Origin of the sequence: Streptomyces sp. CA-243310, assembly GCF_050936775.1 — a bacterium.
Lineage (GTDB): Bacteria > Actinomycetota > Actinomycetes > Streptomycetales > Streptomycetaceae > Streptomyces.
Map to the genome: position 1 here is coordinate 11699 of NZ_JBNJMF010000001.1, position 23607 is coordinate 35305.

Here is a 23607-nt window from a genome sequence, read left to right on the forward strand (position 1 = left end):
CCACCCATGACCGTGCGTTCCGCATGGCTGATGTCCACCGGGCAGACCCGGGAAGACACCCGCCTCACTCCCACCTCGCCCCTGATCCACGAAACGGAAATGCGGGCGCGCGACGGGGTCCTCGCCGGAGGCAATCCGTTCGGCGCCACCGGGGCCGGCGCCATGTCCGTACAGATCGGCCCCGGCCGCGCCTTCGTCCAGGGCACCGACGCGCAGGGCGCGTATCCCGTCGCCAACGACGCCCCGGTGAGCCTCACGTTCGCCGACGGCGCCGCACAGTTCGGCCGGATCGACTCCGTGGTCATCCGTGTCGTCGACTCCCTGTTCGACGGCGGACCGAACGCGGCCCGCATCGAGGTCGTCCAGGGCTCTGCGACCGCCAGCCCCGCCCCGCCGACCATCCCGGCCGCTGCCCTGCGCCTGTGGGACGTCCTCGTACCGGCAGGAACCAGCGCGGGCGCGGGTGGGATCGGGTGGGGCGCAGCGCTCGGCGACCGCCGCCGCTACACCGCGGCGGCCGGCGGGATCCTGCCCCGCGGCTCCGGCCTGAGCTTCTCCGGCAGCTACGAGGGGCAGTACCGCGACAACGGCGCTTCGCTGGAGCGCTGGAGCACCACGGCCGGCGCCTGGCAGACCTACCGGCCCCCGGCCGAGGCTCCCACGGTGACCACGGCCGGGGCCGTCGCGGCGACCGGTCACTCGCTCACCGGCTTTCACGCCCGCCGGATCGCGGGCGTGCAGTCGTTCACCGCGGTTGTGCAGCGGACCGGGACGACGATCACCTCGCCCGCCGGCGGGAACATCACCGATCTGCCGCTCGTGACCCTGCCCGTCGGGTGGCGACCGGCCTACGACATGGAGCTCATGGCGTCGGACGGGTTCGCCGACGGCGCCGCCTACCTGAATACCTCCGGCGTGATCACCCTTCGCACGTGGTCGGCCGGCGGCACCATCCAGTCCGGCCGCGAGATCCGGATATCCGGCTGTTTCGTCACGTGAGCGGGGGTGCTGTGACCCCGTACCGGCTGCTCTTCTGTGACCTGCGCTCCGACGAGCTGATCGACGTCCTTCCCGTGCACGGCGTCAGCCTCGACGACTACATCGGCAAAACCGGCAGGCTCACCGGCACCGTGCCGATCCCGAACGCCGAGCTCGCCGGCCGCGCGCGCCGGGCGATCCTCCCCGGACGAACCGCGGTATGGGTCGAGCGCGGACGCTCCATCTGGTGGGGCGGGATCGTCTGGACCCTCTCCGTCGCCAGCGACGCCCGCGGGAACCTCGGAGCGCAGATCCAGGCCGGCGGGTGGGAAAGCTACCTGTACCGGCGGCTGATCTACGACACGCAGACCGCCACGCAGATGGACGCGTACGACATCGTCCGCCAACTCCTCGACTACACGGCCGACATGCCCGGCGGGGACATCGGCATCACCTACGACACCACCCTTTCCGGAGTCCTGCGGGACCGCACCTATCTGCGCTACGACCTGCCCAGCGTCGGCGACCTGGTCGACGACCTCGCCAAGGTCGAGGGCGGGTTCGAGTGGCGCATCACCAGCTTCCGCGACAGCGACGGCGACCGCGTCAAGCGGCTGCAACTCGGTTCCCCGATCATCCGCACGGGCGCCGCCGAGATCGTCCTCGACCACCCCGGCCCGGTCCTCACCTACACGTGGCCCACCGACGCCACGGCCAAGGCCAACGCGTGGCAGAGCCGCGGAGCCAGCATCAACCGCAACCAGGCCGCGGAGAGCTACCCGCTTACCTCGCCCCTGCTGGTCGGGGCCGAGGACATCGACGCCGGATGGCCGCGCCTCGACGGCTACAGCGACTACTCGACCGTCTCGCGACAGGCCACCCTCGACGCCCACGCCCAGGCCGACCACCGCGCCGCCCTCGCCCCGGTCACCATCCCGGAAATCACGGTCCTGCTCGGCGGTGACATCACCCCCGCCCTGATCGGCGCAACAGTGCGCGTCCGGATCCGCGACCTGTGGCACCCCACCACCCTCGACGCCCGCTATCGCGTGGTCGGCATGTCGATCACCCCACCCGAGCGCGGACGCCCCGAGACCGCGCGCCTGTATCTGGAGGTCCCGTAATGCCGCACATCCCACAGGACGTACTCGACCGCATTGCGTCCCTCGAACGGCAGGTCAAGCAGCTCACCGGACGCGCGAACATCCGGCCGGCCCTCAATCAGGTGCTGAGCGGAGACGTAACGATCGGCGAGGGCGGACAGCTCAAAGTCAGGGCCGCCGGGGGCACCGAACACTTCCGCGTCGGCCACCTCGGTACGTACTACCAGGACGAGACGACCGGGGAGACCGCGCGCGAGTTCGGCACGATCATCCGCCGCCGCGACGGAAGCGTCGCCCTGAGCATCTGGAACGGCCAAGACGCCGTGAACCCTCAGGTGTTCAGGGTCTACGACGCCAAGGGCAACGCGATCATCTCCGAGGACATCGAACGCGGCGGACTGCACCGGCCGCACCTCGCGCAGCCCTGGTACGACGCGCAGGCCGGCCGCTGGCCCAAGACCGAGTCTTGGTCGTGGGAGACGCTGCAAGAGGCGCACATCGAGACCGAGCACGGCAAGGTGCGCATCTACGCCCAGAAGGCCACCGTCGGCGCCGGCGGTGAACTGCGCCTGCTCATCAACGACCAGGAGATCGCCAAGGGCGAGGGCTTCGACGACACATACCTCATTCCCAATTTCGAGTACGGCGCCCTGGTCGTCGTCAAGCTCCAGGCCCGCCGCACCAACGTCGCCGAAGCCGTCTGGGCGACGTTCTCCCGCGTGCACTGCGTCGGATAGACCCCAGCACCAGCCCGGCCCCGCCGGCTAGCCCACCCGCAGAAAGGAGGGCAGCCGCCGCATGGGCCTGCCCGAGTCCATACCTACCGTCACCGTCTCCGGCCGCTACCTCGCACCCGACGGAACCCCCCTCACTGGACAAGTCGTCTGGCGCGCGCCGGCAATGTTGACCTTCCCCGACTCCGACGTGTTCCTCGGGGGCCCGCACGCCGCGCCACTCGACGCCACCGGCAGGTTCGAGGCCGTTCTACCCGCCACCGACGCGCCCGGCATGAACCCGACCGGATGGGCGTACGTCGTATCGGAGCAGCTCACTGGCGTACCCGTAAACAGGTCGTACAGCGTGCTCCTCCCCAGGGCGGTCCCGCTGGTCGACCTCGCCGACGTCGTCCCCGCCGACCCCGCCACCCCCAACTACGTTCCCGTAGCGGGCAGTCAGATCCTCACCGGGGCCACCGCGCCAACGGCCGCCACGGGCCTTAACGGGGACTGGTACGTGCAGTACGACGTACGCACGTTGCAGGGGATCACGCACACCACGGTCATGCAGTGGGCCAAGGCCGGCGGAACGTGGGCGCGCGCCGGGGGCGACATCCGGGGATCTCAGATCTACCTGTCCACCACCAGCACGCCGAGCAGCGACGCCAAGGCCGGGGACCTGCTCATCCGCACCGACACCGGCGACCTGTGGCAGCGCGGCGCGTCAGGCTGGGGTAACGCCGTCGGCAACCTCAAGGGGCCCGCCGGAGCCGCTGGCGCGACGGGGGCCACCGGCGCAGCAGGCGCGAAGGGAAGCACCGGCGCCACCGGCGCCCAGGGCCCGAAGGGTGACCCCGGCAACGGGTCCGTCAACACCGTGAACACCAAGGTCGGCCCGGATATCACCCTTACCGCGGCCGACGTGAACGCCCTCGCGACGGCCGCCCGGGGCGCAGCCAACGGCGTGGCCGCCCTCGACGCTACCGGCAAGGTCCCGACCGCGCAGCTTCCCGACATCGGCGGGGGCACCGTCAAGACCGTCAACGCGAAGGCGCCCGACGGGGCGGGAGCCGTAACGCTCACCGCCGCCGACGTGGCCGCCGTGGCCGCCGCGGTGCCCGTCATCCTCAAGGCCGACGCCACCAGCGCCGACCCCCTCAAGGTCCAGAGCGACACGGGCGTCGATCTCTTCGGCGTCCGGAAGACGGGCAGCGCAATTTTCCCGCTCGGAAATCTGTACCTGAACAAGAACGTCCGCGTCGGTGGGAGCAGCGCCACCGGGATGGGCGCAGCGACTACGGGCGTCCTCGCCGTCGAGAACGGGACCGGCCCCAGCGCGCTGCAAGCCACCGGCGTGGCGCTCTGGTCGACCGGCGGACAGCTCCAGGTCCAGGAGAGTTCGGGCCGCACATTCACCGTGGGCGGGGAACGCAACCAGTGGACCCCCCAGGCCCTCGGATTTCAGGCATGGAACGTCGACCCCGCCACGGTGGCCAACCCGACGACCCCACCCAAGGCCGTTACGGTCGGCCGAATCTACTTCGCCGGAATGAACATCACGGAGTCGACGCAGGTCAACGCCGTCGCCATCCATGCGCGCGGGTGGGCGGGCAGTACCGCCGTCCCGGCCGCACGTTTCTATGTCGGCATCTACAACGAGGCCGGCGCGCGCGTGGCAACGTCCGGCCTGGTGTCGTCCGTACCCATGGCCGGCCAGCTCGCCGGCACCGCGCCCGGAGCGGTGAACAACCACGTGGGCGCCGTGCCCATCGCGCTAAGCGCACCCGTCGTTCTCGCGCCCGGCCGCTACTGGGCCGCGTTCCTGATGTCGGCCGGCAGCAGCACCGATTTCTACTACATGCACATACAGAACGAATCCCCCGCCAATCCCGGCAACTTCTACGTCGGGACCACCTTCCAGCGGCATTGGTGCATCCCCAGCGGCCAGACCTCGCTACCGGCAACGGTGAACCAATCGACCGGCGAGGTCGGCCTCGACCCCGCAATCATGGCGCTCGCCATGCTCTGACCACATACCGAAATCGGTACGTGATCCCCCCTTTCCACGTACGCCCCGGCACCGCGCCGCGGGCGTTTTTTCATGCCCGGAGGACACCCCACATGGCAACCCCCCTACTCCCCGACACCTTCCGCAACGCCATCCGCGGCGAGGGCGTCGACGTCGTCGAGGTCGGCGCATGGCGCACCCACAACCGCAACCACAAGGGCCCGTGGGGCCCGCTCCACGGCGTGATGATCCACCACACGGTCACCACGGGAACCGACTACTCCGTCGAGCTCTGCCGCACCGGATACACCAGCCTGCCCGGCCCGCTGTGCCATGGCGTCATCGACAAGGCCGGCCGCGTCCACCTGATCGGCTACGGCCGCACCAACCACGCCGGATCCGGGGATCCCGACGTCCTCGCCGCGGTGATCGCCGAGCGCTCCCCCCTGCCCGCCGACAACGAGGCCAGCACCGACGGGAACCGCCACTACTACGGGTTCGAGTGCATCAACGAGGGCGACGGCGCCGACCCGTGGCCGGCCGAGCAGGTCGAGGCCATCGCCCGGACCGCGGCCGGCATCTGCCGCGCGCACGGGTGGGGCCCCGAGTCGGTGCTCGGACACTCCGAGTGGCAGCCCGGCAAGGTCGACCCCCGCGGCCCGATCGGCCACCCGGGCGGGCCCGCGCTCACCATGGACAAGATCCGCAGCCGCGTCGCCGAGCTCCTCGCCGACGACAAGCCGGCGCCGAGCAAGCCGACCCCCAAGCCCGACCCGCAGCCGGTCGTGTCCCTGTCCCGCCTGATCGCCGCGGCCCGCCAGGACCCGCCCCGTTCCGGTACCCCGGTCAGCTACCCGGGCGCCCGGATCGTCGAGGCCGCCCTCGCCGCCGAGGGCATGCTCGCCCGCGCCCTGGTCGACGGGCATTTCGGCTCCGCCACCCGCGACGCGTACGAGCGGTGGCAGCGCCGATGCGGCTACACCGGCACCGCGGCCGACGGCATCCCCGGCCGCTCCTCGCTCACCACCCTTGCCCAGCACCACGGCTTCACCGTGGCCGCGTAGACCCCTGCAACGAACGGAGCTCCACCATGACCCCCGCCACCAAGCGCAGCATCCGTACCGCGCTCCAGACCGCCGTAGCGTTCGCCCTTGCCCTGCCCGCCATCGTGGCAGCGGCCGGCATCCCCGACGCCCTGCCGTACGTCGCCGGCGCCCTCGCCATCGCGGGCGGCCTCGCCCGCGTGATGCAGCTCCCGGCCGTCGAGGCCCTGCTCGACCGCGTCGGCCTGGGCCTGGTCGACGAGGTCGCCGAATGACCCCGCCGGCCCCGGACGACACGGGCGTCGCCCTCGAACTCGAAAGGCTGCGCGCGGTCGTCGAGGTCGGCATGACCCGCATCGACGGGAGCCTCGCCCTGCTCGTACAGCGCTCCGACCAGACCGACAAGCAGGTCGCCGACCACGAGAACAGGCTCGACGCCCTCGAACGAGGTCGCTGGCCACTTCCCTCCCTCGCGGCCCTGGTCGCCGTCGTGGGCGCCCTGCTCGCTCTCTGGCAGGCCGGTACCGCCCGATAACAACAACGCCCCCCGTACGGCCACGAACGGCCGTACGGGGGGCGGTTTCGTCGTTGAGCTAGAGCCCGCGCGACTTGATCCCGTCAACCAGGGCGCCGAGAGCGTCGAAGGAGAACAGCAGCGCGGGGCCGGCCGGCGCCTTGCTGTCGCGCACAGCAACCATCTGCCTGCCAGCATCGACGATGCCGCACTCGACGCACTGCGCGCCGGTGTCGGACCGCGACGACTTCCACCAGGTCACGGCCAGGGTGGAGGCGTCTTCAATGTGCGTCATGCTGGTTCCTTATCTCTTTGATCAGTTCCGCCGACTTCTCGACGGACTCCGCGGCGGCCCTGAGTCTCACCGCGGCCTCCCGGTAGGTGGCTACCTGTTCCGGCTCCTCGACGTACAGAGCAGCGGTCAGGTTCTCAGTGTGGACCACGTCAAGGTCAGGGTGACCGAAGCTCATGAGGCTGAACGACCCAAGTTGTCCGACGTGCAAAGCCGCGTCGGATCGCAAGACCTGAATGTTCACATTGGGTCGGTTCCCCAACGAGAGCAGCCGTCCGAGCTGTTCGTCCATGATGCTCGGATCCGCGGTGCGGGTGCGCAACGCACCTTCGGCGATGATGGCCCACAGCTTGACAGGGTTGGTGTCTCGGGTGAGGACTGCCTGTCTTGCGAGCCGCACCTCGACGAGCGCGTCGACCTTGGCCTCGACGCTCTCGTTCATCGCCGTCGCCCGGATGATCCCGCGGGCGTACTCCGAGGTGTGAAACAGACCCGGAACCGCGCCGAGCTGTGAGGTGAATAGCTCGGTCGCATCATCTTCGAGACTGATCAAGTCTTCGTAGACGGGCGTCAGCACACCCCGATAGCTGTGCCACCACCCGCGCTGAGAACCCTCTTTCACCAGAGTCAGAAGCGCCGTCCGCAGTTCGTCGGACACCTCCCGCCCAAGGTCGACGTACAGGTCGAGCAGGTCGTTTACGTCCTCGACCTTCGCCGCGCTCTTGGCGTTCTCCAACCGGCTCAGCTTCGAGGCCACGAACCGCCCGCCGCTGTGCTCCGCGATCTCTTCGAGGGTCTGCTCACCCCGAAGCGCCCGGAGTTTGGTGCCGAGCCTCCGACGGCGAACGGTGGGCGCGCTCACGGTGTCCCCTCCCTACTGGCCATTTGCGCGACAGTCTGCCGTGCGCACCAGGTCATGTCATCCGTGATCTATCACGCGCGACCGCGTTGCGCGGGCATATGCAAATTTCTACGAAAGCGTGAGTTCCCTTGCACTACGGCGAGTTGGAAGAGCAAGGTAGACGTGACGGATATCGCAGTGCCTTAGCTGGCGTGACCCCCTCTGCGCTGGTCAGCACGTGTGCCCGAAAGGATTCGCATGGTGACCATGCACCGACGCCGCTTACCCGTAGGAACGAGCACGCCCCCAATCGGTCCGCCCGCTCAGTTCTTGATGGACAGCACTCCCGCGCTGGTCAGAGCCGCGCGTGAGTGGGCACGTGAGTTCGTCAACTACGAAGCCCCCGGGGCCCCTCACGAGCACGTAGACGATGTGCTGCTCGTCCTCTCAGAGCTGGTGACGAACGCCGTGCGCTACGGCACCGAGCCGGGCGACTCCGTGCGCGTCGTCCTCGACGCCCGCACCGGAGCGACCCGCATCGAGGTGCACGACCCCAGCCGCCGCCACCCTCGCCAACTGCCGGAGTCCGACGAACGCCAGCGTGGCCGGGGCCTGTTCATCCTCGACGCTCTCGCCGTCACCTACGGCGTCGATGATCGCCCCATGGGCAAGGCCGTATGGGCCGAACTGCGCTGGATGGCAAACGCGTGACCATCATCCTGCCGCGCGCAGTCACGCCCGGACCCGCGTTCCTGCGCGAGGTACGCGTCTCCTACGCCCTGCCCCACGACGGCCGGACGTACGTCACCCTCGGACACCCCGAGGCGCACGAACGGCGGGGAACCACCGTCGATCGGTACCTACGCGGAATCGCCGCCGGCCTAGACCTGCACCAAGGGCCCGGATACCCGCGCACGGCCCACCTTCTCTACTACGTGTGCGGAACGTGGGCCCTCGACTATGGGCACCCCGAGTCGCTCCTCACCCTGCCTGCCCCAACGCGCAGTTGGGCGGCCCGCACCCAGGCACTTCGCACAGTGCATCTCGGCGTATGCCTCGATGCGTTCCTGCCCGCATCCAGTCCCGACCGCATCCTCACCGGGACCGTCGGCTACAAGGCAGACCGCCGTATCGGCTGGCTCTGACCGACCCCAGATCGCACCCCGCCCGGGTGCCGGCTGTTCCCCGGGCGGGGTGTTGCTCCACGCCCCGCGGCGACCGCGCCGCCCCATCCTGACCACCAGGAGGCACCGTGAGCACCACCGCCATTGAGCACGCCATCGAGTCCGTCGAGTGCGAGCTGACCGCCAAATGCAACCTCACTTGTGACCACTGCTGCACCAACAGCAGCCCCCAGGCCGCGGCTCCCACCATGACCCCCGAGGACTGGCACCGGGTCATCAACGACACGGCCAGTCTCGGAATCCCGACGATTCAGTTCATCGGTGGCGAGGCGACCCTCGACCGGCACCTCCCCGACTACATCGGCCACGCCCGTGAGCGGCGCCTACGCGTCGAAGTCTTCTCGAACCTCAAGATCGTGCAGCCCCGCATGTGGCGCGCGTTTCAGCAGTCGGGCGTACAGCTCGCCGTCAGCTACTACAGCGACCAGGCCGAGCAGCACGACGCCGTGACCAACGGCCCCGGATCCCACAAGCTCACCCGCGCCAACATCATCAAGGCCCTGGCCTACGGCATCCCCATGCGGGCGGCCGTCGTCATGGTGAACGAAGGCCAGCGCGTCAAGGAGGCCGCCGACGATCTGCGCTCCCTCGGTATCTCCCGTATCCGGATCGACCGGACCCGCAAGGTCGGCCGCGCCGCCGACCAGACCCTTGACACCCCCAGCGTGAGCGAGCTGTGTGGCCACTGCTTCCGCGCCCGCATCTCCGTCTCGCCGGACGGCAACGTGAACGGGTGCATCCTGTCCCCGTGGCTGATCGCTGGCAACGTCCGCGAGCAGGGACTCGCGAACGTCCTTCGCGGCCCCCGCGTGGCCGAGCTCGCCGCCACCATCCCCATGCCCGTACACGGGCAAGGTTGCCCGCCCGACGATTCGAGCGACTGCTCACCGGCGAACACGACCGCGTGCGACCCTAAATACGACTTCGCCCCCCTCGCCGACACGGCCCTCGGAGCGCGCGCGTGACCTGGGAACGACACGCCATTGACCTCGCCGCAAGAATCACGACCCCCCACTCACCGTGGCGACCTGCCGTCGCCCGTACGGCACGCCATCTGTTCGTGCCCCGATGGTGGGACCGCCGAGGCCGGGAACAGTTCGACCTGCGGGCCCCGGCCGACGACGACGAGTGGTTCGCGGACGCCTACCGCGACACCTCGCTCGTAACCAAAGTGGGCAGGCTTCACGCCGATCACGCGAATGCCCACGACGAGCCCACGGGCCGGCCCACGTCTTCGGCGACCCTGCCGAGTCTGCTTCTTAAGCTCTACGGCCTGGCCGACATCGGCGATGGTGACACCGTCGTGGACGTCGGCGCGGGCAGCCTGTACGGCGCGGCTCTGCTCTGCCGGCGCCTGTCTGACGCGCAGGTCTTAAGCGTGGACGTCGACCCCTACATCGTCGAGGTGGGGCGCGAACGCCTCGCGGAAGTTGGTCTACGCCCCCGGGTCGAGACCGTCGACGCGACGGGTCCCCTGCCGTGTGACCCAGAAAGCATCGACTGCATCGTCGCTTCCGTGGCCGTGCGCACCGTCCCGCAAAGTTGGCTCGCTGCTCTGCGGGTAGGCGGCCGGCTGGTTACGACGATCGCCGGTACCTCGCTGCTGATCACGGCCACGAAGAACGCCGACGGGGGCGCAAGCGGTTCCGTCTCCTGGGACCGGGCCGGATTCATGGTCGCCCGCCACGGGGACGACTACCCCGCGCGCCGCCCCAAGGAGACGATCACCGCCCAGATCCAGGAGGACGCCGCGAAGTGCGTCTACCCGCTCCCCGTGGTCGACGTTGAATCGGCATGGGACCTGCAATCCATGCTCGACCTCGCCGTACCGGGCATCGAACACGCTTACTGGGAGGATGACGAAGGGCTACGGCACGCCCTCATGAGCCACGCAGACGGATCATGGGCCCGCGCCGTGGGGGCCGGCATCCATCCGCCGACCGTCCACCAGGGCGGCCCCCGTCGCCTCTGGGATGCCCTCGAAGAGGTACGCGGGTACTGGCTCCAGCACGGCGAGCTTCCCGCACGGGGCGCCCGCGTGATCGTCAAGCCCGACGGCCGAACGATCCTCGCCCGCGGGGAGTGGACCGCGAGACTCTGAGTACCAGCACGGCCGCGGCCCCGGTATCCACAGGTGTGGATACCGGGGCCGCGGCCCGTTCTGGTGAACTTCCACGCCCGTTCCGCCGTGCAATAGAGCGGCTCCGGACACGACACGCCCTATCTCGGCCGGCGGTGGCCTGTGAGCATGGCGTCGCAGATGTCAGGATCGGGGAGGGGTTGACCAACTCACGTGTGCGCAGAAGAATTCCACGCAGCTACGTGATTGGTCTACACCACAGCGGTGTCGCATGTTGGGAGCCCCACAAATGAACGAGCGTCCTTCCATCTCCAACATGCTCAAAGAGGAGCGGCGGTTCGCACCGCCCGCCGATCTGGCCGCCGCCGCCAATGTGACCGAGGCTGCGTACGCACAGGCCGATGCGGACCGGCTGGGCTTCTGGGCCGAGCAGGCCCGGCGGCTGACCTGGGACACCGAGCCGACCGAGACGCTCGACTGGAGCAACCCGCCCTTCGCCAAGTGGTTCGCGGACGGCAAGCTGAACGTCGCGTACAACTGCGTGGACCGGCACGTCGAGGCCGGCAACGGCGACCGCGTCGCCCTCCACTTCGAGGGTGAGCCCGGCGACAGCCGGTCGATCACCTACGCACAGCTCAAGGACGAGGTCTCCAAGGCCGCCAACGCCCTGACCGAGCTGGGTGTCGTCGCAGGTGACCGCGTCGCCGTCTACCTCCCGATGATCCCCGAGGCCGTCGTCGCGATGCTCGCGTGCGCCCGTGTCGGGGCGGCGCACTCGGTGGTCTTCGGCGGTTTCTCCGCCGACGCCGTCGCCTCCCGCATCCAGGACGCCGACGCCAAGCTGGTCATCACCGCCGACGGCGGCTACCGCCGCGGCAAGCCCAGTGCGCTCAAGCCCGCCATCGACGAGGCCGTCGGCAAGTGTCCGCAGGTCAAGCACGTTCTCGTGGTGCAGCGCACCGGCCAGGACACCGCCTTCACCGAGGGCCGGGACGTCTGGTGGCACGAGATCGTCGGGCGTCAGTCCGCCGAGCACACCCCGCAGGCCTTCGACGCCGAGCACCCGCTGTTCATCCTCTACACCTCGGGGACCACGGGTAAGCCGAAGGGCATCCTGCACACCTCGGGCGGCTACCTGACGCAGGCCGCGTACACCCACCACGCGGTGTTCGACCTGAAGCCGGAGAGCGACGTCTACTGGTGCACCGCCGACATCGGCTGGGTCACCGGACACTCGTACATCGTCTACGGGCCGCTCGCCAACGGTGCCACCCAGGTCATGTACGAGGGCACCCCGGACACCCCGCACCAGGGCCGCTTCTGGGAGGTCGTGCAGAAGTACGGCGTCACCATCCTCTACACGGCGCCCACGGCGATCCGCACGTTCATGAAGTGGGGCGACGACATCCCCGCGAAGTTCGACCTGTCGAGCCTGCGGGTGCTGGGCTCGGTCGGCGAGCCGATCAACCCCGAGGCCTGGATCTGGTACCGCAAGCACATCGGTGGCGACCGCTGCCCGATCGTGGACACCTGGTGGCAGACCGAGACCGGCGCGATGATGATCTCGCCGCTGCCGGGCGTCACCTCCACCAAGCCCGGTTCGGCCCAGCGCGCGCTGCCCGGCATCTCCGCCACCGTCGTGGACGACGAGGCGAAGGAGGTCCCGAACGGCGGGGGCGGGTACCTGGTGCTCACCGAGCCGTGGCCGTCGATGCTGCGCACGATCTGGGGTGACGACCAGCGCTTCATCGACACGTACTGGTCCCGCTTCGCGGGCAAGTACTTCGCGGGCGACGGAGCCAAGAAGGACGACGACGGCGACATCTGGCTGCTCGGCCGGGTGGACGACGTGATGCTGGTGTCCGGCCACAACATCTCGACGACCGAGGTCGAGTCCGCGCTGGTCTCGCACCCGTCCGTCGCCGAGGCGGCGGTGGTCGGCGCGAACGACGAGACCACCGGCCAGGCCATCGTGGCCTTCGTCATCCTGCGCGGGAGCGCCTCGGAGACGGAGACCCTGGTCGCCGAGCTGCGCAACCACGTGGGCGCCACGCTCGGCCCCATCGCCAAGCCGAAGCGGATCCTTCCGGTGCAGGAACTGCCGAAGACCCGCTCGGGCAAGATCATGCGCCGGCTGCTGCGCGACGTGGCGGAGAACCGGGCGGTCGGTGACGTCACCACGCTCGCGGACTCCTCGGTCATGGACCTGATCCAGAGCAAGCTGCCCGCCGCGGGCAGCGAGGACTGAATCGGCCGCACGACACGGCGGAAAGGGGCATTCGGCGCACCGCGCCGGATGCCCCTTTCGCACTTAAAGTGATGATCAACCGACGATCGCCGGATATGACCTTGCGCGCCGCCTGTAAAGTACGAGAAACGTAAATAAGTACTCCACAGGGTGCGCCGGGAAGTCTGGTCGGCAATGTGCTTCGCCATGCCGTCCAACCCACCCCGGAGGTGTCCTTCACGTGGCCGCGCCCCGCCCCACCGACGACAAGAGCAGCAAGCTGCTCGGCCGACTCTCGCTGCCCGAGCGCCGCTACGTCGCCGATGCCCTGCGCACCGAGACCGTGGGTGGCGTACTGCTCCTGCTGGCCGCGATCACCGCACTCGTGTGGGCGAACGTTCCCGGCATCTCGAGCAGCTACGACAGCGTCCGCTCCTTCCACATCGGCCCCGCCTCCCTGGGCCTGGACCTCTCGATCCAACACTGGGCGGCCGACGGCCTGCTGGCCGTCTTCTTCTTCGTCGCCGGCATCGAGCTGAAACGCGAACTCGTCGCGGGCGACCTGCGCGACCCCAAGGCCGCCGCCCTCCCGGTGATCGCCGCCCTCTGCGGCATGGCGGTGCCCGCGCTGGTCTACGTACTGGTCAATGTCCTCGGCGACGGCTCGACCGCCGGCTGGGCCGTCCCGACCGCCACCGACATCGCCTTCGCCCTCGCCGTCCTCGCGGTCATCGGCACGTCGCTGCCGTCCGCCCTGCGCGCGTTCCTGCTGACCCTCGCGGTCGTGGACGACCTGTTCGCCATCCTGATCATCGCGGTGTTCTTCACCAGCGACATCGACTTCCTGGCGCTCGGCGGCGCCCTCCTGGGCCTGGCCCTCTTCTGGTTCCTGCTCCGCAAGCGTGTCCGCGGCTGGTACGTGTACGTCCCGCTCGCCCTGGTCATCTGGGGGCTGATGTACAACAGCGGGGTCCACTCCACCATCGCCGGCGTCGCCATGGGCCTGATGCTCCGTTGCCATCGCGAGGAAGGCGAGGAGCAGTCCCCCGGCGAGCACATCGAGCATCTCGTCCGCCCCCTCTCCGCGGCGCTGGCCGTCCCGCTCTTCGCCCTGTTCTCCGCCGGCGTGTCCCTCTCCGACAAGGCCATCGCGCAGGTCTTCACCCGCCCCGAGACCCTGGGTGTGGTCCTCGGCCTGGTCGTCGGCAAGACGGTGGGCATCTTCGGCGGCACCTGGCTGGCCGCGCGCTTCACCAAGGCGGAGCTGAACGAGGACCTCGCCTGGCCGGACGTGCTCGCCGTGGCCTCGCTCGCCGGCATCGGTTTCACGGTCTCCCTGCTGATCGGTGAACTCGCCTTCGCCGACGACGCCACCCTCATGGACGAGGTCAAGGCCGCCGTCCTGATCGGCTCGCTGATCGCCGCGATCATCGCGAGCGTGATGCTGAAGATGCGCGACCGCAGGTACCGGGCGCTCGCCGAGGCGGAGGATCGCGACGAGGACCTCGACGGGATCCCCGACATCTACGAGCAGGACGACCCCGGGTACCACCTGCGCATGGCGCGGATCCACGAGGAGAAGGCCGCGGAACACCGTCGCAGGGCCGAGGCGGCGACGGCCCCGGGCACGGCGTCCGCCACGACCGGCGCAATGGATGCGGACACCGGGGGCCGCACCGACGGCGACCGTCCGGCATGATCTGAGTGACGGAGGACAGCCGTCGCCGACGGACGACTTAGGGAGAGATCGATGAGCGCAGTGGACCAAGGGCCGCAAGGAGCCGAGCGCACGCTGGGTCAGCTGGTCGCGTCGGCCACCGCCGAAATGTCCGCCCTGGTGCACGACGAGATCGCCCTCGCGAAGGCGGAGCTGCGTCAGGACGTCAAGCGCGCGGGTGTCGGCAGCGCCGCCATCTCGATCGCGGGAGTTTTCGCGCTCTTCTCCCTGCCGGTGCTGAGCTTCGCCGCCGCGTACGGGATCCACAACCTCGGGCTCGGGCTCGCGTGGTCCTTCCTCATCGTCGGCGTCGCGTTCCTGCTGCTCGCGGGCCTGCTCGCGCTGCTGGCCGTGTCGAAGTTCAAGAAGGTCAAGCCGCCGGAGAAGTCGATCGCCTCCGTCAAGCAGACCGCGGCGGTCGTCGCGACCGTCAAGCCCCACCCGCGCGCGGTGAGTGACAACGCTGTGGGTGTGGCACGCTCGTCCTCATGACCGCCCCCTCGCCGGACTTCGCCGGCCCGCCCACTGCCGCCTCCGCGGCACGGATCGACATCCCGGGCGGGAGGGCGGTGACGCACCGGGACGTCGCGGCCAATGGTGCGCGGTTCCACGTGGCCGAGCTCGGTGACGGGCCCCTGGTGCTGCTCCTGCACGGCTTTCCGCAGTTCTGGTGGACGTGGCGGCACCAGATGACCGCGCTCGCCGATGCCGGATACCGCGCCGTCGCGATGGACCTGCGCGGGGTGGGCGGCAGCGACCGCACGCCGCGCGGTTACGACCCGGCGAACCTGGCGCTCGACGTCACCGGGGTCATCCGGTCCTTGGGCGAGCCGGACGCCGCGCTCGTCGGGCACGACCTGGGCGGCTACCTCGCCTGGACGGCGGCCGTGATGCGGCCCAAGCTGGTGCGCCGACTGGTGGTCTCGTCGATGCCGCATCCGAGGCGCTGGCGTTCCGCGATGCTCGCCGACTTCGGGCAGACCCGGGCGAGTTCCCACATCTGGGGATTCCAGCGGCCGTTCATCCCCGAGCGGCAGCTCGTCGCGGACGACGGGGCGCTCGTGGGGCAGCTCATCCGGGACTGGTCGGGTCCGGTGCCGCCGGCGGAGGAAGAACTGGCCGTGTATCGGCGGGCGATGTGCATCCCGTCCACCGCGCACTGCTCGATCGAGCCGTACCGCTGGATGATGCGTTCCATGGCCCGGCCCGACGGGCTCCAGTTCAACCGGCGCATGAGGCGGCCGGTGCGGGTGCCGACGCTGCACTTGCACGGCTCGCTCGACCCGGTGATGCGTACGCGCAGCGCGGCGGGTTCCGGGGAGTACGTCGAAGCGCCTTACCGGTGGCGGCTGTTCGACGGGCTCGGGCACTTCCCCCACGAGGAGGATCCGGCGGCGTTCACGACCGAGCTGGTGAACTGGCTGAAGGACCCCGAGCCGGACCGCTGAGCGGGCGCCTGACCGCCCGGCGCCTCGGCCGTACGCTTGTATGACGAACTTTCAATTGCCGCGCGCATAGGCCAATTGGCCGCTCCGGACGGGATTACCGACCTTGGGGCCAGGGCACAGCTCGATGTATGAGTTGGACGCACGACTACGGTGACACCGCACACGAACACCGCTCGGCCGATGAGCCGGGCACCCACGAGAGGACGGGCCGGGACGGCCACGACCCTCGACTCGGTATTCCGCGCATCCTGCGTCGCCGCGCCCGCTGGGTGTCGGCACGCCTGCGGCATCCTCGGATGTAGGAGCCCGAAGTGCGGGGGTGCCGTGCGGGGCCCGTCCATCCGGGCCCCGGCGCACGAGTGCCCGTACTCCCGGAATCGGACGTACGGGCACCCTCGCCGTCGGCTCGACTCAGAGGGCGCAGCCCTGGCTGTCGACCGGCCGCACGGAGTTCCTGCCGATCCTGACGTCGTCGCGGACCTCGTCCGCGGTCAGGGCGTAACCGGTGTTCGGGTCGTCCAGCGACTTCGCGAAGACGACCCCGTACACCCTGCCGTCGGGCGTCAGGAGCGGGCCGCCGGAGTTGCCCTGGCGGACGGTCGCGAACAGCGAGTAGACGTCGCGTCGCACAGTGCCCCGGTGGTAGATGTCCGGGCCGTTGGCGTTGATGCGACCCCGGACGCGCGCCGGACGGACGTCGTACGCGCCGTTCTCCGGGAAGCCGGCGACGATCGCGTCGCTGCCGCTTGTCGCGTCCTTCTCGATGAACTCCAACGCCGGCGCCTTCAGTTTGGGCACGTCGAGCACGGCGATGTCGCGTTCCCAGTCGTAGAGCACGACCTTGCCGTCGTAGAGCTTGCCCTCGCCGCCGATCTGCACGGTGGGTTCGCGGACGCCGCCGACGACGTGCGCGTTGGTCATCACCTTGCCCGGCGCGAAGACGAAGCCGGTGCCTTCCAGCACCTTGCTGCAACTGGGCGCGGTCCCGACGACCTTCACTATCGAGCGCTTGGCCCGCGCGGGGACGGCGCTGTTGGACAGCGCCGGATCGGGCGGCTTCACCTCGGTGATCGGTTCGTTGGAGAACGGGCTGAACACCTGCGGGAAGCCGTTGCGGGCCAGCGTGGACCTGAAGTCCGAGAACAGGGTGTTCGCCTGCGCGGGCAGCACCTCCGACACCCCGATGAGCACCTTGGAGTTCTGCACCTCCTTGCCCACCGTGGTGGGCAACGCGGCCTGGACGATCACGGATCCGATCAGCCAGGCCACCAGCAGCATCGCGACGACGTTGACCAGCGCGCCGCCCGTCGCGTCGAGCGCGCGGGCCGGCGACCACGTGATGTGGCGTCTGAGTTTGTTGCCCAGATGGGTGGTGAAGGCCTGCCCGATCGAGGCGAAGACGATGATGACGACGACGGCGACGACCACGACGGTGGTGGACACCTGGCTGCCGTTGTCGGTCACCTGGTCCCAGACCAACGGCAACAGGGACACGGCGATGAGACCACCGCCGAGGAAGCCGATCACCGACAGGATGCCGACGACGAAGCCTTGGCGATAGCCGACGATCGCGAACCACACGGCGGCGACCAACAACAGGATGTCCAGCACGTTCACGTGGGTCACCGTCTCACGCGCGCCAGTCGAGCGGGACCTGGCGTGATCGGTCCCACGGACGCTCCCACCCTGCGAAATGCAGGATCCGGTCGATCACTCCTGCGGTAAAACCCCAGACCAGGGCCGATTCGACGGTGAAAGCGGGGCCTTTGAATCCGCGTGCGTGGACCACGGTCACCCGGTGTTCGGGGTCCGTGAGATCCGCCACGGGAACCGTGAACACCCGAGCCGTCTCCGCCGGGTCGACCACGCGGATCGGGCTGGGATCGCGCCACCAGCCCAGTACCGGGGACACCACGAAGTGGCTGACGGGGATGTAGAGGCGCGGCAGCACGCCGAAGAGCTGGACCCCCGCGGGATCCAGCCCGGTCTCCTCCTCGGCCTCGCGCAGGGCCGCGCGCAGGGGTCCGATGGTGTGCGGGTCACCGTCCTCGGGGTCGAGGGCGCCGCCCGGGAAGGAGGGCTGTCCCGCGTGCGAGCGGAGGCTGCTCGCACGTTCCTGGAGCAGCAGTTCCGGGCCGCGCGGTCCCTCGCCGAAGAGGATCAGCACGGCCGACTGGCGGCCCCGCCCGTCCTCGGGGGGCAGGAAGCGGCTCAACTGCTCGGGGCGGACCGTCCGCACGGCCTCGACCACCGGGTCCAGCCACCCGGGCAGTCCCCGGGTGCTGACGGTGACGTCGCCGCGCGGGTCGGCGTACGGCTCCACGGGCCCGGCCGGGGGCGCGCCCGTCACGCTCTCGTCCTTCGTACCCCGCGTCATAGGCGACCCTGCTCCCTGCCGTTGCCGGCGCCGGCGATACTCGACACAACGCGCCCCGAGGCCGGATTGGTTCCACCGCGGGCCGCCGTGCGGGGCCCGGGCCCTACTGCCGCACTGCCCCGCCCTCAGGGCGCGGCGACGCCCAGGGGAGGCGCCGGGAGACCCGGGTAGTCCGGCGGCGGGCTCAGCCGCTGCCCCGGTTGCCCGCCCTTCTCGTACTTCAGCAGCTTCTTCGCCTTCTCGGGGTCCGTTTCGCCCTCTCCGTACGCCGGACAGAGGGGCGCGATGGGGCAGGCCCCGCAGGCGGGCTTGCGGGAGTGGCAGATCCGGCGCCCGTGGAAGACGACGCGGTGGGACAGCATCGTCCACTCGCTCTTGGGAAAGATCGCGCAGATCTCCGCCTCGACCTTCTCCGGGTCTTCCTGTTCGGTCCACTTCCAGCGGCGGACCAGCCGGCCGAAGTGGGTGTCCACGGTGATCCCGGGGACGCCGAAGACGTTGCCGAGGACCACGTTGGCCGTCTTGCGGCCCACGCCGGGCAGCGTGACGAGGTCCTCGATCCGGGACGGGACCTCGCCTCCGAAGTTGTCGCGCAGGGCCTGCGAGAGGCCGAGGAGCGACCGTGACTTCGCCCGGAAGAACCCGGTCGGCCGGATCAGCTCCTCCAGGTCCTCGGGGGCCGCCGCGGCCATGTCCTCGGGAGTCGGATAGGCGGCGAAGAGGGCCGGGGTCGTCTGGTTCACCCGCAGGTCGGTGGTCTGCGCGGACAGGACGGTGGCGACCAGCAGCTCGAACGGGTCGCGGAAGTCGAGTTCCGGGTGGGCGTACGGATAGACCTCGGCCAGTTCCCGGTTGATGCGCCGGGCCCGGCGGACCATGGCGAGGTGCGATTCCGGTCGCGGAGCCTTCGGCGGCTTCTTCGGGGCTTCCGGTTTCTTGGCCGAAGCTTTGCCCTGGGGGCGCGGCGGGGCCTTCGGGGACACCTTCATGGGGGCATGTTCGCCCACGGCTGAATTCTGGGTCTCGGTCACTGCCGCGGACCCCTTGGCCTGTGCTCTCACCGGCTTATTGGACACCCGGCCAGCCTAAGGCCGGCCGCCGACACCCGTCCGGACCTCAGGTAACACCACCCTGATTGGCCTCTCGCCGCACAGCACACCCGTACGTCCGGCATCCTTGTGTGGAACGTGATTGATCGCACTGTTTGAGCCGTCCGGCAAAATGGGGGAAGACGGTCCCCTGAGCCGGTCGACATAGGAGAGAGACTCGTGGACGACGTACTGCGGCGTGCCCCGCTCTTCGCGGCGCTCGATGACGAGCAGGCCGCGGAGCTCCGCGCCTCCATGGGCGAGGTGACCCTCGCGCGCGGTGACGCCCTGTTCCACGAGGGCGACCCCGGTGACCGGCTCTATGTCGTCACCGAGGGCAAGGTGAAGCTGCACCGCACCTCCCCCGACGGCCGCGAGAACATGCTGGCCGTTCTCGGCCCCGGTGAGCTGATCGGCGAACTGTCGCTGTTCGACCCGGGCCCGCGCACCGCCACCGCCACCGCCCTGACCGAGGTCAAGCTGCTGGGTCTCGGGCACGGTGACCTCCAGCCGTGGCTGAACGCCCGGCCCGAGGTGGCCACGGCACTGCTGCGCGCCGTCGCCCGGCGCCTGCGCAAGACCAACGACCAGATGTCCGACCTGGTCTTCTCCGACGTGCCGGGGCGTGTCGCCCGGGCGCTCCTGGACCTGTCGCGCCGCTTCGGCGTGCAGTCCGAGGAGGGCATCCACGTCGTGCACGACCTCACGCAGGAGGAGCTGGCCCAGCTCGTCGGCGCGTCGCGCGAAACCGTGAACAAGGCGCTGGCCGACTTCGCGGGACGCGGGTGGCTGCGCCTGGAGGCACGCGCGGTGATCCTGCTCGACGTGGAGCGACTGGCCAAGCGCTCGCGCTGACGCACGCGGTTTCCTCGGTGGAGGGGTCCTGCCCGGTCGGGCGGGGCCCCTCCTCGCCGTTGCGCCGCCCCGCGGCGGGGGGCTCGGACAGCCTGCCGGGGTCGTCCACGGCCGGGGTGAGGGCAGAGTGGATCACATGGAGCACGGACGCGGGGAACACAAGGGGCTCGACCCGTACGGCTGTTTCGTGCGCGAGGGCTCGCTCGGCCGGGTCCGGGCGGAGTTCGCGCCGGTCGTCGCGGCCGCGCGCGAGCGGATCCCCGAGGCGTACGGCCGGCGTTTGCACAGCGCCTACCTGTACGGGTCCGTGCCGCGCGGGACGGCCCGGCCCGGGAAGTCCGACCTCGACCTGCTGCTCGCCCTGCACCGGGAGCCCGGCGACGAGGACCGGGACACCGCGGAGGTGCTCGGCCGGGGTCTCGACGAGGACTTCCCGCAGATCGACGGGGTCGGTGTCCTGCTGTACGGCAAGGACACCCTGCTGAGCGAGCCGGAACGGTACGACCTCGGCTGGTTCCTCGCCTGCCTGTGCACCCCGCTGCTCGGCGCCGACCTGGCCGAGCACCTGCCCCGCTACCGGCCCGACGGGGTCCTCGCCCGGGAGACCAACGGCGGGCTGGCGGACCTGCTCCCCGGCTGGCGGTCCCGGATCCGGGAGGCCTCGACCCCGGAGGAGTACCGGCGGCTGAGCCGGTCCTTCGCCCGCCATCTGGTGCGGACCGGCCTCATGCTGGTCATGCCCCGCTGGGGCGGCTGGACCAGCGACCTCGCGGAGTCCGCGGAGGTCTTCGGCCGCTACTACCCGGGGCGCGCGGCGCAGATGCGGGCCGCGGCGGCGGTGGCGCTGGAACCGGTCGGGGACCCGGGGGTCCTGTGGACCTACGTCGACGACCTGGGACCGTGGCTCGCGGACGAGTACACCGCCCGCCACGGGACGAGGACACCGCGACCGACCGGCTGATCGGCGGGCGTCGGCGGGGTGATCGGTGCGCGTCGGGCCGGCCGATCGGCGTGTGTCACGCCGGCCGAGCGGTGCGCGTCACGCCGGCCGATCGGTCAGGGCCTCGACCGCCTGCTTGGCCTCCAGCAGACCGGATCCGGTGACGCGCCGGTGGACGCGGATCGCCTCGACCTGGCGGCCGTCGCGCGCCAGGGCCCGTACCTCGTCCAGCCCTGCCGGCTCCGGCTCCTCGATCCCGAAGTGGTCCAGGACCAGGCCCAGACGGCGTTCCAGGCCGTCGGCGCGGCGTTCGAGGGCCTTCATCCGCAAGGCGACCGTCGAGGTGATCCACCCGGCCGCGGCGATCAGGGCGAACAGCAGGACCAGCGTGTTCATTCGGATCCCCCAGAGATCAGTCCGTGCTCGCCAAGGTACTCCAGCTGCGCTCGAACGGACCATTCCGCGGCGGGCCACAAGGACCGGTCCACGTCCGCGTAGACCCGGGCCACGACCGCCTCGGGAGTGCGGAAACCGTTCTCCACGGCCGTCTCGACCTGCGCGAGGCGGTGCGCCCGGTGCGCCAGGTAGAACTCCACCGCGCCCTGCGCGTCGTCCAGCACCGGACCGTGGCCGGGGAGCACGATGTGGACCCCGTCGTCGACGGTGAGCGAGCGCAGCCGGCGCAGGGAGTCCAGGTAGTCGCCGAGCCGCCCGTCGGGGTGCGCGACGACGGTCGTGCCCCGACCCAGGATGGTGTCGCCGGTCAGGACGGCACGATCGGCCGGCAGATGGAAGCAGAGCGAGTCCGAGGTGTGGCCCGGGGTCGGGACCACGCGCAGCTCCAGACCGCCGAGCCGGATCACGTCCCCGGCGGCGAGCCCCTCGTCGCCCAGCCGCAGCGCCGGGTCGAGCGCCCGCACCTTCGTGCCGGTCAGCTCCGCGAACCGGCCCGCGCCCTCGGCGTGGTCGGGGTGGCCGTGGGTGAGCAGGGTCAGCGCGACCCGCTTGCCGGCCTTCTCGGCGACGTCGACGACGGCCTTCAGGTGCGCGTCGTCCAGCGGGCCCGGGTCGATGACGACGGCGAGGTCGGAGTCCGGCTCGGAGACGAGCCAGGTGTTGGTGCCGTCCAGGGTCATGGCGGACGGGTTGGGGGCCAGGATGTTGACCGCCCGGGCGGTCGCGGGGCCGGAGGCCACCATTCCGCGGGGCTGGCCGGGCAGTGCGGCGGCGTCGGTCATGCGGTGGCTCCTCCGGGGTTTCCGGGTCGGACGCGCTTGGTGAACTCGTCGTGGCCGGGCCAGCTGAGCACCAGCTCGCCGTTCTCCAGGGTGGCCTGCGCGAGCACCGGGGCGAGGTCCTGGCCCGCGGCGGCCGCGAGGGCGTGCGCGGGGCTGTCGTACCGCTCCAGGGAGCGCAGGGTGGAGATCGTCGGCGGCATCATGAGCAGCTCGCCCTTGTCGTAGCCGGCGGCGGCGTCGACGGGCCGGATCCAGACGGTCCGGTCGGCCTCGGTCGAGGCGTTGCGGGTGCGCTGGCCCTCGGGGAGCGCGGCGACGAAGAACCAGGTGTCGTAGCGACGGGGCTCGAACTCCGGGGTGATCCAGCGGGCCCACGCGCCGAGCAGGTCGGACCGCAGGAGGAGGCCCCGGCGGTCGAGGAACTCGGCGAAGGACAGCTCGCGGGCCACCAGGGCCAGCCGGTCGGCCTCCCAGTCGTCGGCCGTGGTGTCGCCGACGACGCTGTCCGGGGTCTCGCCGGCCAGCAGGACTCCGGCCTCCTCGAACGTCTCGCGTACCGCGCCGCAGATGATCGCCTGCGCGGTACGGGGGTCGGTGCCCAGTCGCGCCGACCAGTCCGCGAGGCTCGGCCCGGCCCAGCCGACGAGGTGCTCCTCGTCGCGGGGGTCCACCCCGCCGCCGGGGTAGGCGTACGCCCCACCGGCGAAGGCCATCGAGGTGCGGCGGCGGAGCATGTGCACGGCGGGGCCGCCGTCGGTGTCCCGCAGCAGCATGACCGTGGCCGCGCGTTTGGGCGCCACGGGCGTGAGGGCACCGTCCGCGAGCGCGCGGATGCGGTCGGGCCACTCGGGCGGGTACCACTGGCCTCCGGCGGGGGTGGGGCCGGTGGGGGTGGTCTGCTGTCCGTGCTCACCGTTCGGCATGGCGGGATGCTACGGGGATCCGGCCCGATGTTCGA

Annotated in this window: 25 protein-coding genes; 17 read left to right on the forward strand and 8 right to left on the reverse strand. The window is 70.4% G+C overall.

Annotation, left to right across the window (positions count from 1 at the left end):
• The first annotated feature begins 6 nt into the window (after positions 1 to 6).
• The 7 genes from ACQEVM_RS00080 to ACQEVM_RS00110 all read left to right on the forward strand — a co-directional run bounded on the left by ACQEVM_RS00080 (position 7) and on the right by ACQEVM_RS00110 (position 6383).
• The gene (locus ACQEVM_RS00080; protein ID WP_433073063.1) at positions 7 to 999 is read left to right on the forward strand and encodes a hypothetical protein; all 993 of its coding nucleotides are present in this window, start codon (positions 7 to 9) and stop codon (positions 997 to 999) included.
• Positions 996 to 2102, forward strand: coding sequence for a hypothetical protein (locus ACQEVM_RS00085; protein WP_433073066.1), 1107 nt, complete (start codon positions 996 to 998; stop codon positions 2100 to 2102). The genes ACQEVM_RS00080 and ACQEVM_RS00085 overlap by 4 nt, the downstream gene beginning before the upstream one ends.
• Complete coding sequence (locus ACQEVM_RS00090; RefSeq protein ID WP_433073069.1) at positions 2102 to 2818, forward strand: hypothetical protein; 717 nt, start codon at positions 2102 to 2104, stop codon at positions 2816 to 2818. The genes ACQEVM_RS00085 and ACQEVM_RS00090 overlap by 1 nt, the downstream gene beginning before the upstream one ends.
• A 61-nt stretch (positions 2819 to 2879) precedes the next feature.
• The gene (locus tag ACQEVM_RS00095; protein ID WP_433073072.1) at positions 2880 to 4826 is read left to right on the forward strand and encodes a hypothetical protein; all 1947 of its coding nucleotides are present in this window, start codon (positions 2880 to 2882) and stop codon (positions 4824 to 4826) included.
• A 92-nt stretch (positions 4827 to 4918) separates the two neighbouring features.
• Positions 4919 to 5869 carry an N-acetylmuramoyl-L-alanine amidase gene (locus ACQEVM_RS00100; RefSeq protein WP_433073075.1) on the forward strand — a complete coding sequence of 317 codons (951 nt, stop codon included), beginning with the start codon at positions 4919 to 4921 and terminating at the stop codon, positions 5867 to 5869.
• A 26-nt stretch (positions 5870 to 5895) separates the two neighbouring features.
• Positions 5896 to 6123 carry a hypothetical protein gene (locus tag ACQEVM_RS00105; protein WP_433073078.1) on the forward strand — a complete coding sequence of 76 codons (228 nt, stop codon included), beginning with the start codon at positions 5896 to 5898 and terminating at the stop codon, positions 6121 to 6123.
• On the forward strand, positions 6120 to 6383 hold the full coding sequence (locus ACQEVM_RS00110) for a hypothetical protein (protein ID WP_433073081.1): 264 nt from the start codon (positions 6120 to 6122) through the stop codon (positions 6381 to 6383). Before ACQEVM_RS00105 ends, ACQEVM_RS00110 begins: the two co-directional genes overlap by 4 nt.
• Positions 6384 to 6441: 58 nt before the next feature.
• Here ACQEVM_RS00110 and ACQEVM_RS00115 read toward each other — a convergent pair whose 3' ends face one another.
• Positions 6442 to 6657 carry a DUF397 domain-containing protein gene (locus ACQEVM_RS00115; RefSeq protein ID WP_100581177.1) on the reverse strand — a complete coding sequence of 72 codons (216 nt, stop codon included), beginning with the start codon at positions 6655 to 6657 and terminating at the stop codon, positions 6442 to 6444.
• Positions 6644 to 7516: a DUF5753 domain-containing protein gene (locus ACQEVM_RS00120; protein WP_433073084.1), complete on the reverse strand. Its 873-nt coding sequence runs from the start codon at positions 7514 to 7516 to the stop codon at positions 6644 to 6646. Before ACQEVM_RS00120 ends, ACQEVM_RS00115 begins: the two co-directional genes overlap by 14 nt.
• Positions 7517 to 7828: 312 nt before the next feature.
• On the opposite strand from ACQEVM_RS00120, the gene ACQEVM_RS00125 reads away from it, so the two are divergent.
• The 8 genes from ACQEVM_RS00125 to ACQEVM_RS00160 all read left to right on the forward strand — a co-directional run bounded on the left by ACQEVM_RS00125 (position 7829) and on the right by ACQEVM_RS00160 (position 16151).
• Positions 7829 to 8206 carry an ATP-binding protein gene (locus tag ACQEVM_RS00125; protein WP_433073087.1) on the forward strand — a complete coding sequence of 126 codons (378 nt, stop codon included), beginning with the start codon at positions 7829 to 7831 and terminating at the stop codon, positions 8204 to 8206.
• A complete protein-coding gene (locus ACQEVM_RS00130) occupies positions 8203 to 8640 on the forward strand; it encodes a hypothetical protein (protein ID WP_433073090.1) in 438 nt (145 codons plus the stop codon). The genes ACQEVM_RS00125 and ACQEVM_RS00130 overlap by 4 nt, the downstream gene beginning before the upstream one ends.
• 107 nt (positions 8641 to 8747) lie before the next feature.
• The gene (locus ACQEVM_RS00135) at positions 8748 to 9644 is read left to right on the forward strand and encodes a radical SAM protein (protein ID WP_433073093.1); all 897 of its coding nucleotides are present in this window, start codon (positions 8748 to 8750) and stop codon (positions 9642 to 9644) included.
• A gap of 95 nt (positions 9645 to 9739) precedes the next feature.
• Positions 9740 to 10780, forward strand: a complete 1041-nt coding sequence (locus tag ACQEVM_RS00140; protein ID WP_433073096.1) for a methyltransferase domain-containing protein — start codon at positions 9740 to 9742, stop codon at positions 10778 to 10780.
• Between the two features lie 268 nt (positions 10781 to 11048).
• The gene (acs, locus tag ACQEVM_RS00145) at positions 11049 to 13007 is read left to right on the forward strand and encodes an acetate--CoA ligase (RefSeq protein WP_433073099.1); all 1959 of its coding nucleotides are present in this window, start codon (positions 11049 to 11051) and stop codon (positions 13005 to 13007) included.
• Between the two features lie 220 nt (positions 13008 to 13227).
• Positions 13228 to 14685, forward strand: a complete 1458-nt coding sequence (gene nhaA / locus ACQEVM_RS00150; RefSeq protein WP_433073102.1) for a Na+/H+ antiporter NhaA — start codon at positions 13228 to 13230, stop codon at positions 14683 to 14685.
• Positions 14686 to 14736: 51 nt separating this feature from the next.
• Positions 14737 to 15195, forward strand: coding sequence for a phage holin family protein (locus tag ACQEVM_RS00155; protein ID WP_053676901.1), 459 nt, complete (start codon positions 14737 to 14739; stop codon positions 15193 to 15195).
• Positions 15192 to 16151, forward strand: coding sequence for an alpha/beta fold hydrolase (locus ACQEVM_RS00160; RefSeq protein ID WP_433073107.1), 960 nt, complete (start codon positions 15192 to 15194; stop codon positions 16149 to 16151). The genes ACQEVM_RS00155 and ACQEVM_RS00160 overlap by 4 nt, the downstream gene beginning before the upstream one ends.
• 411 nt (positions 16152 to 16562) lie before the next feature.
• Here the strand turns inward: ACQEVM_RS00160 and ACQEVM_RS00165 are convergent, their stop codons facing one another.
• The 3 genes from ACQEVM_RS00165 to nth form a co-directional block, all read right to left on the reverse strand.
• On the reverse strand, positions 16563 to 17768 hold the full coding sequence (locus tag ACQEVM_RS00165; protein ID WP_433073110.1) for a MarP family serine protease: 1206 nt from the start codon (positions 17766 to 17768) through the stop codon (positions 16563 to 16565).
• A gap of 13 nt (positions 17769 to 17781) precedes the next feature.
• Entirely contained in the window at positions 17782 to 18528 is a 747-nt protein-coding gene (locus tag ACQEVM_RS00170; protein WP_433073113.1) for an NUDIX hydrolase, read from the reverse strand.
• 125 nt (positions 18529 to 18653) lie between these two features.
• Entirely contained in the window at positions 18654 to 19517 is an 864-nt protein-coding gene (nth, locus tag ACQEVM_RS00175) for an endonuclease III (RefSeq protein WP_389387495.1), read from the reverse strand.
• 279 nt (positions 19518 to 19796) lie between these two features.
• Between nth and ACQEVM_RS00180 the strand changes: the two genes are divergently transcribed.
• Positions 19797 to 20471 carry a Crp/Fnr family transcriptional regulator gene (locus ACQEVM_RS00180; protein WP_003981529.1) on the forward strand — a complete coding sequence of 225 codons (675 nt, stop codon included), beginning with the start codon at positions 19797 to 19799 and terminating at the stop codon, positions 20469 to 20471.
• Between the two features lie 136 nt (positions 20472 to 20607).
• Positions 20608 to 21432 (forward strand): nucleotidyltransferase domain-containing protein, encoded by an 825-nt coding sequence (locus tag ACQEVM_RS00185; RefSeq protein ID WP_433073117.1) that lies wholly within the window; start codon positions 20608 to 20610, stop codon positions 21430 to 21432.
• 78 nt (positions 21433 to 21510) lie between these two features.
• Here ACQEVM_RS00185 and ACQEVM_RS00190 read toward each other — a convergent pair whose 3' ends face one another.
• The 3 genes from ACQEVM_RS00190 to ACQEVM_RS00200 are packed head-to-tail and all read right to left on the reverse strand — an operon-like array spanning position 21511 to position 23572.
• Positions 21511 to 21807 carry a hypothetical protein gene (locus ACQEVM_RS00190; protein WP_433073120.1) on the reverse strand — a complete coding sequence of 99 codons (297 nt, stop codon included), beginning with the start codon at positions 21805 to 21807 and terminating at the stop codon, positions 21511 to 21513.
• The gene (locus ACQEVM_RS00195; RefSeq protein WP_433073123.1) at positions 21804 to 22649 is read right to left on the reverse strand and encodes an MBL fold metallo-hydrolase; all 846 of its coding nucleotides are present in this window, start codon (positions 22647 to 22649) and stop codon (positions 21804 to 21806) included. The genes ACQEVM_RS00190 and ACQEVM_RS00195 overlap by 4 nt, the downstream gene beginning before the upstream one ends.
• Entirely contained in the window at positions 22646 to 23572 is a 927-nt protein-coding gene (locus ACQEVM_RS00200; RefSeq protein WP_433073126.1) for an NUDIX hydrolase, read from the reverse strand. Before ACQEVM_RS00200 ends, ACQEVM_RS00195 begins: the two co-directional genes overlap by 4 nt.
• Between the last annotated feature and the right edge of the window lie 35 nt (positions 23573 to 23607).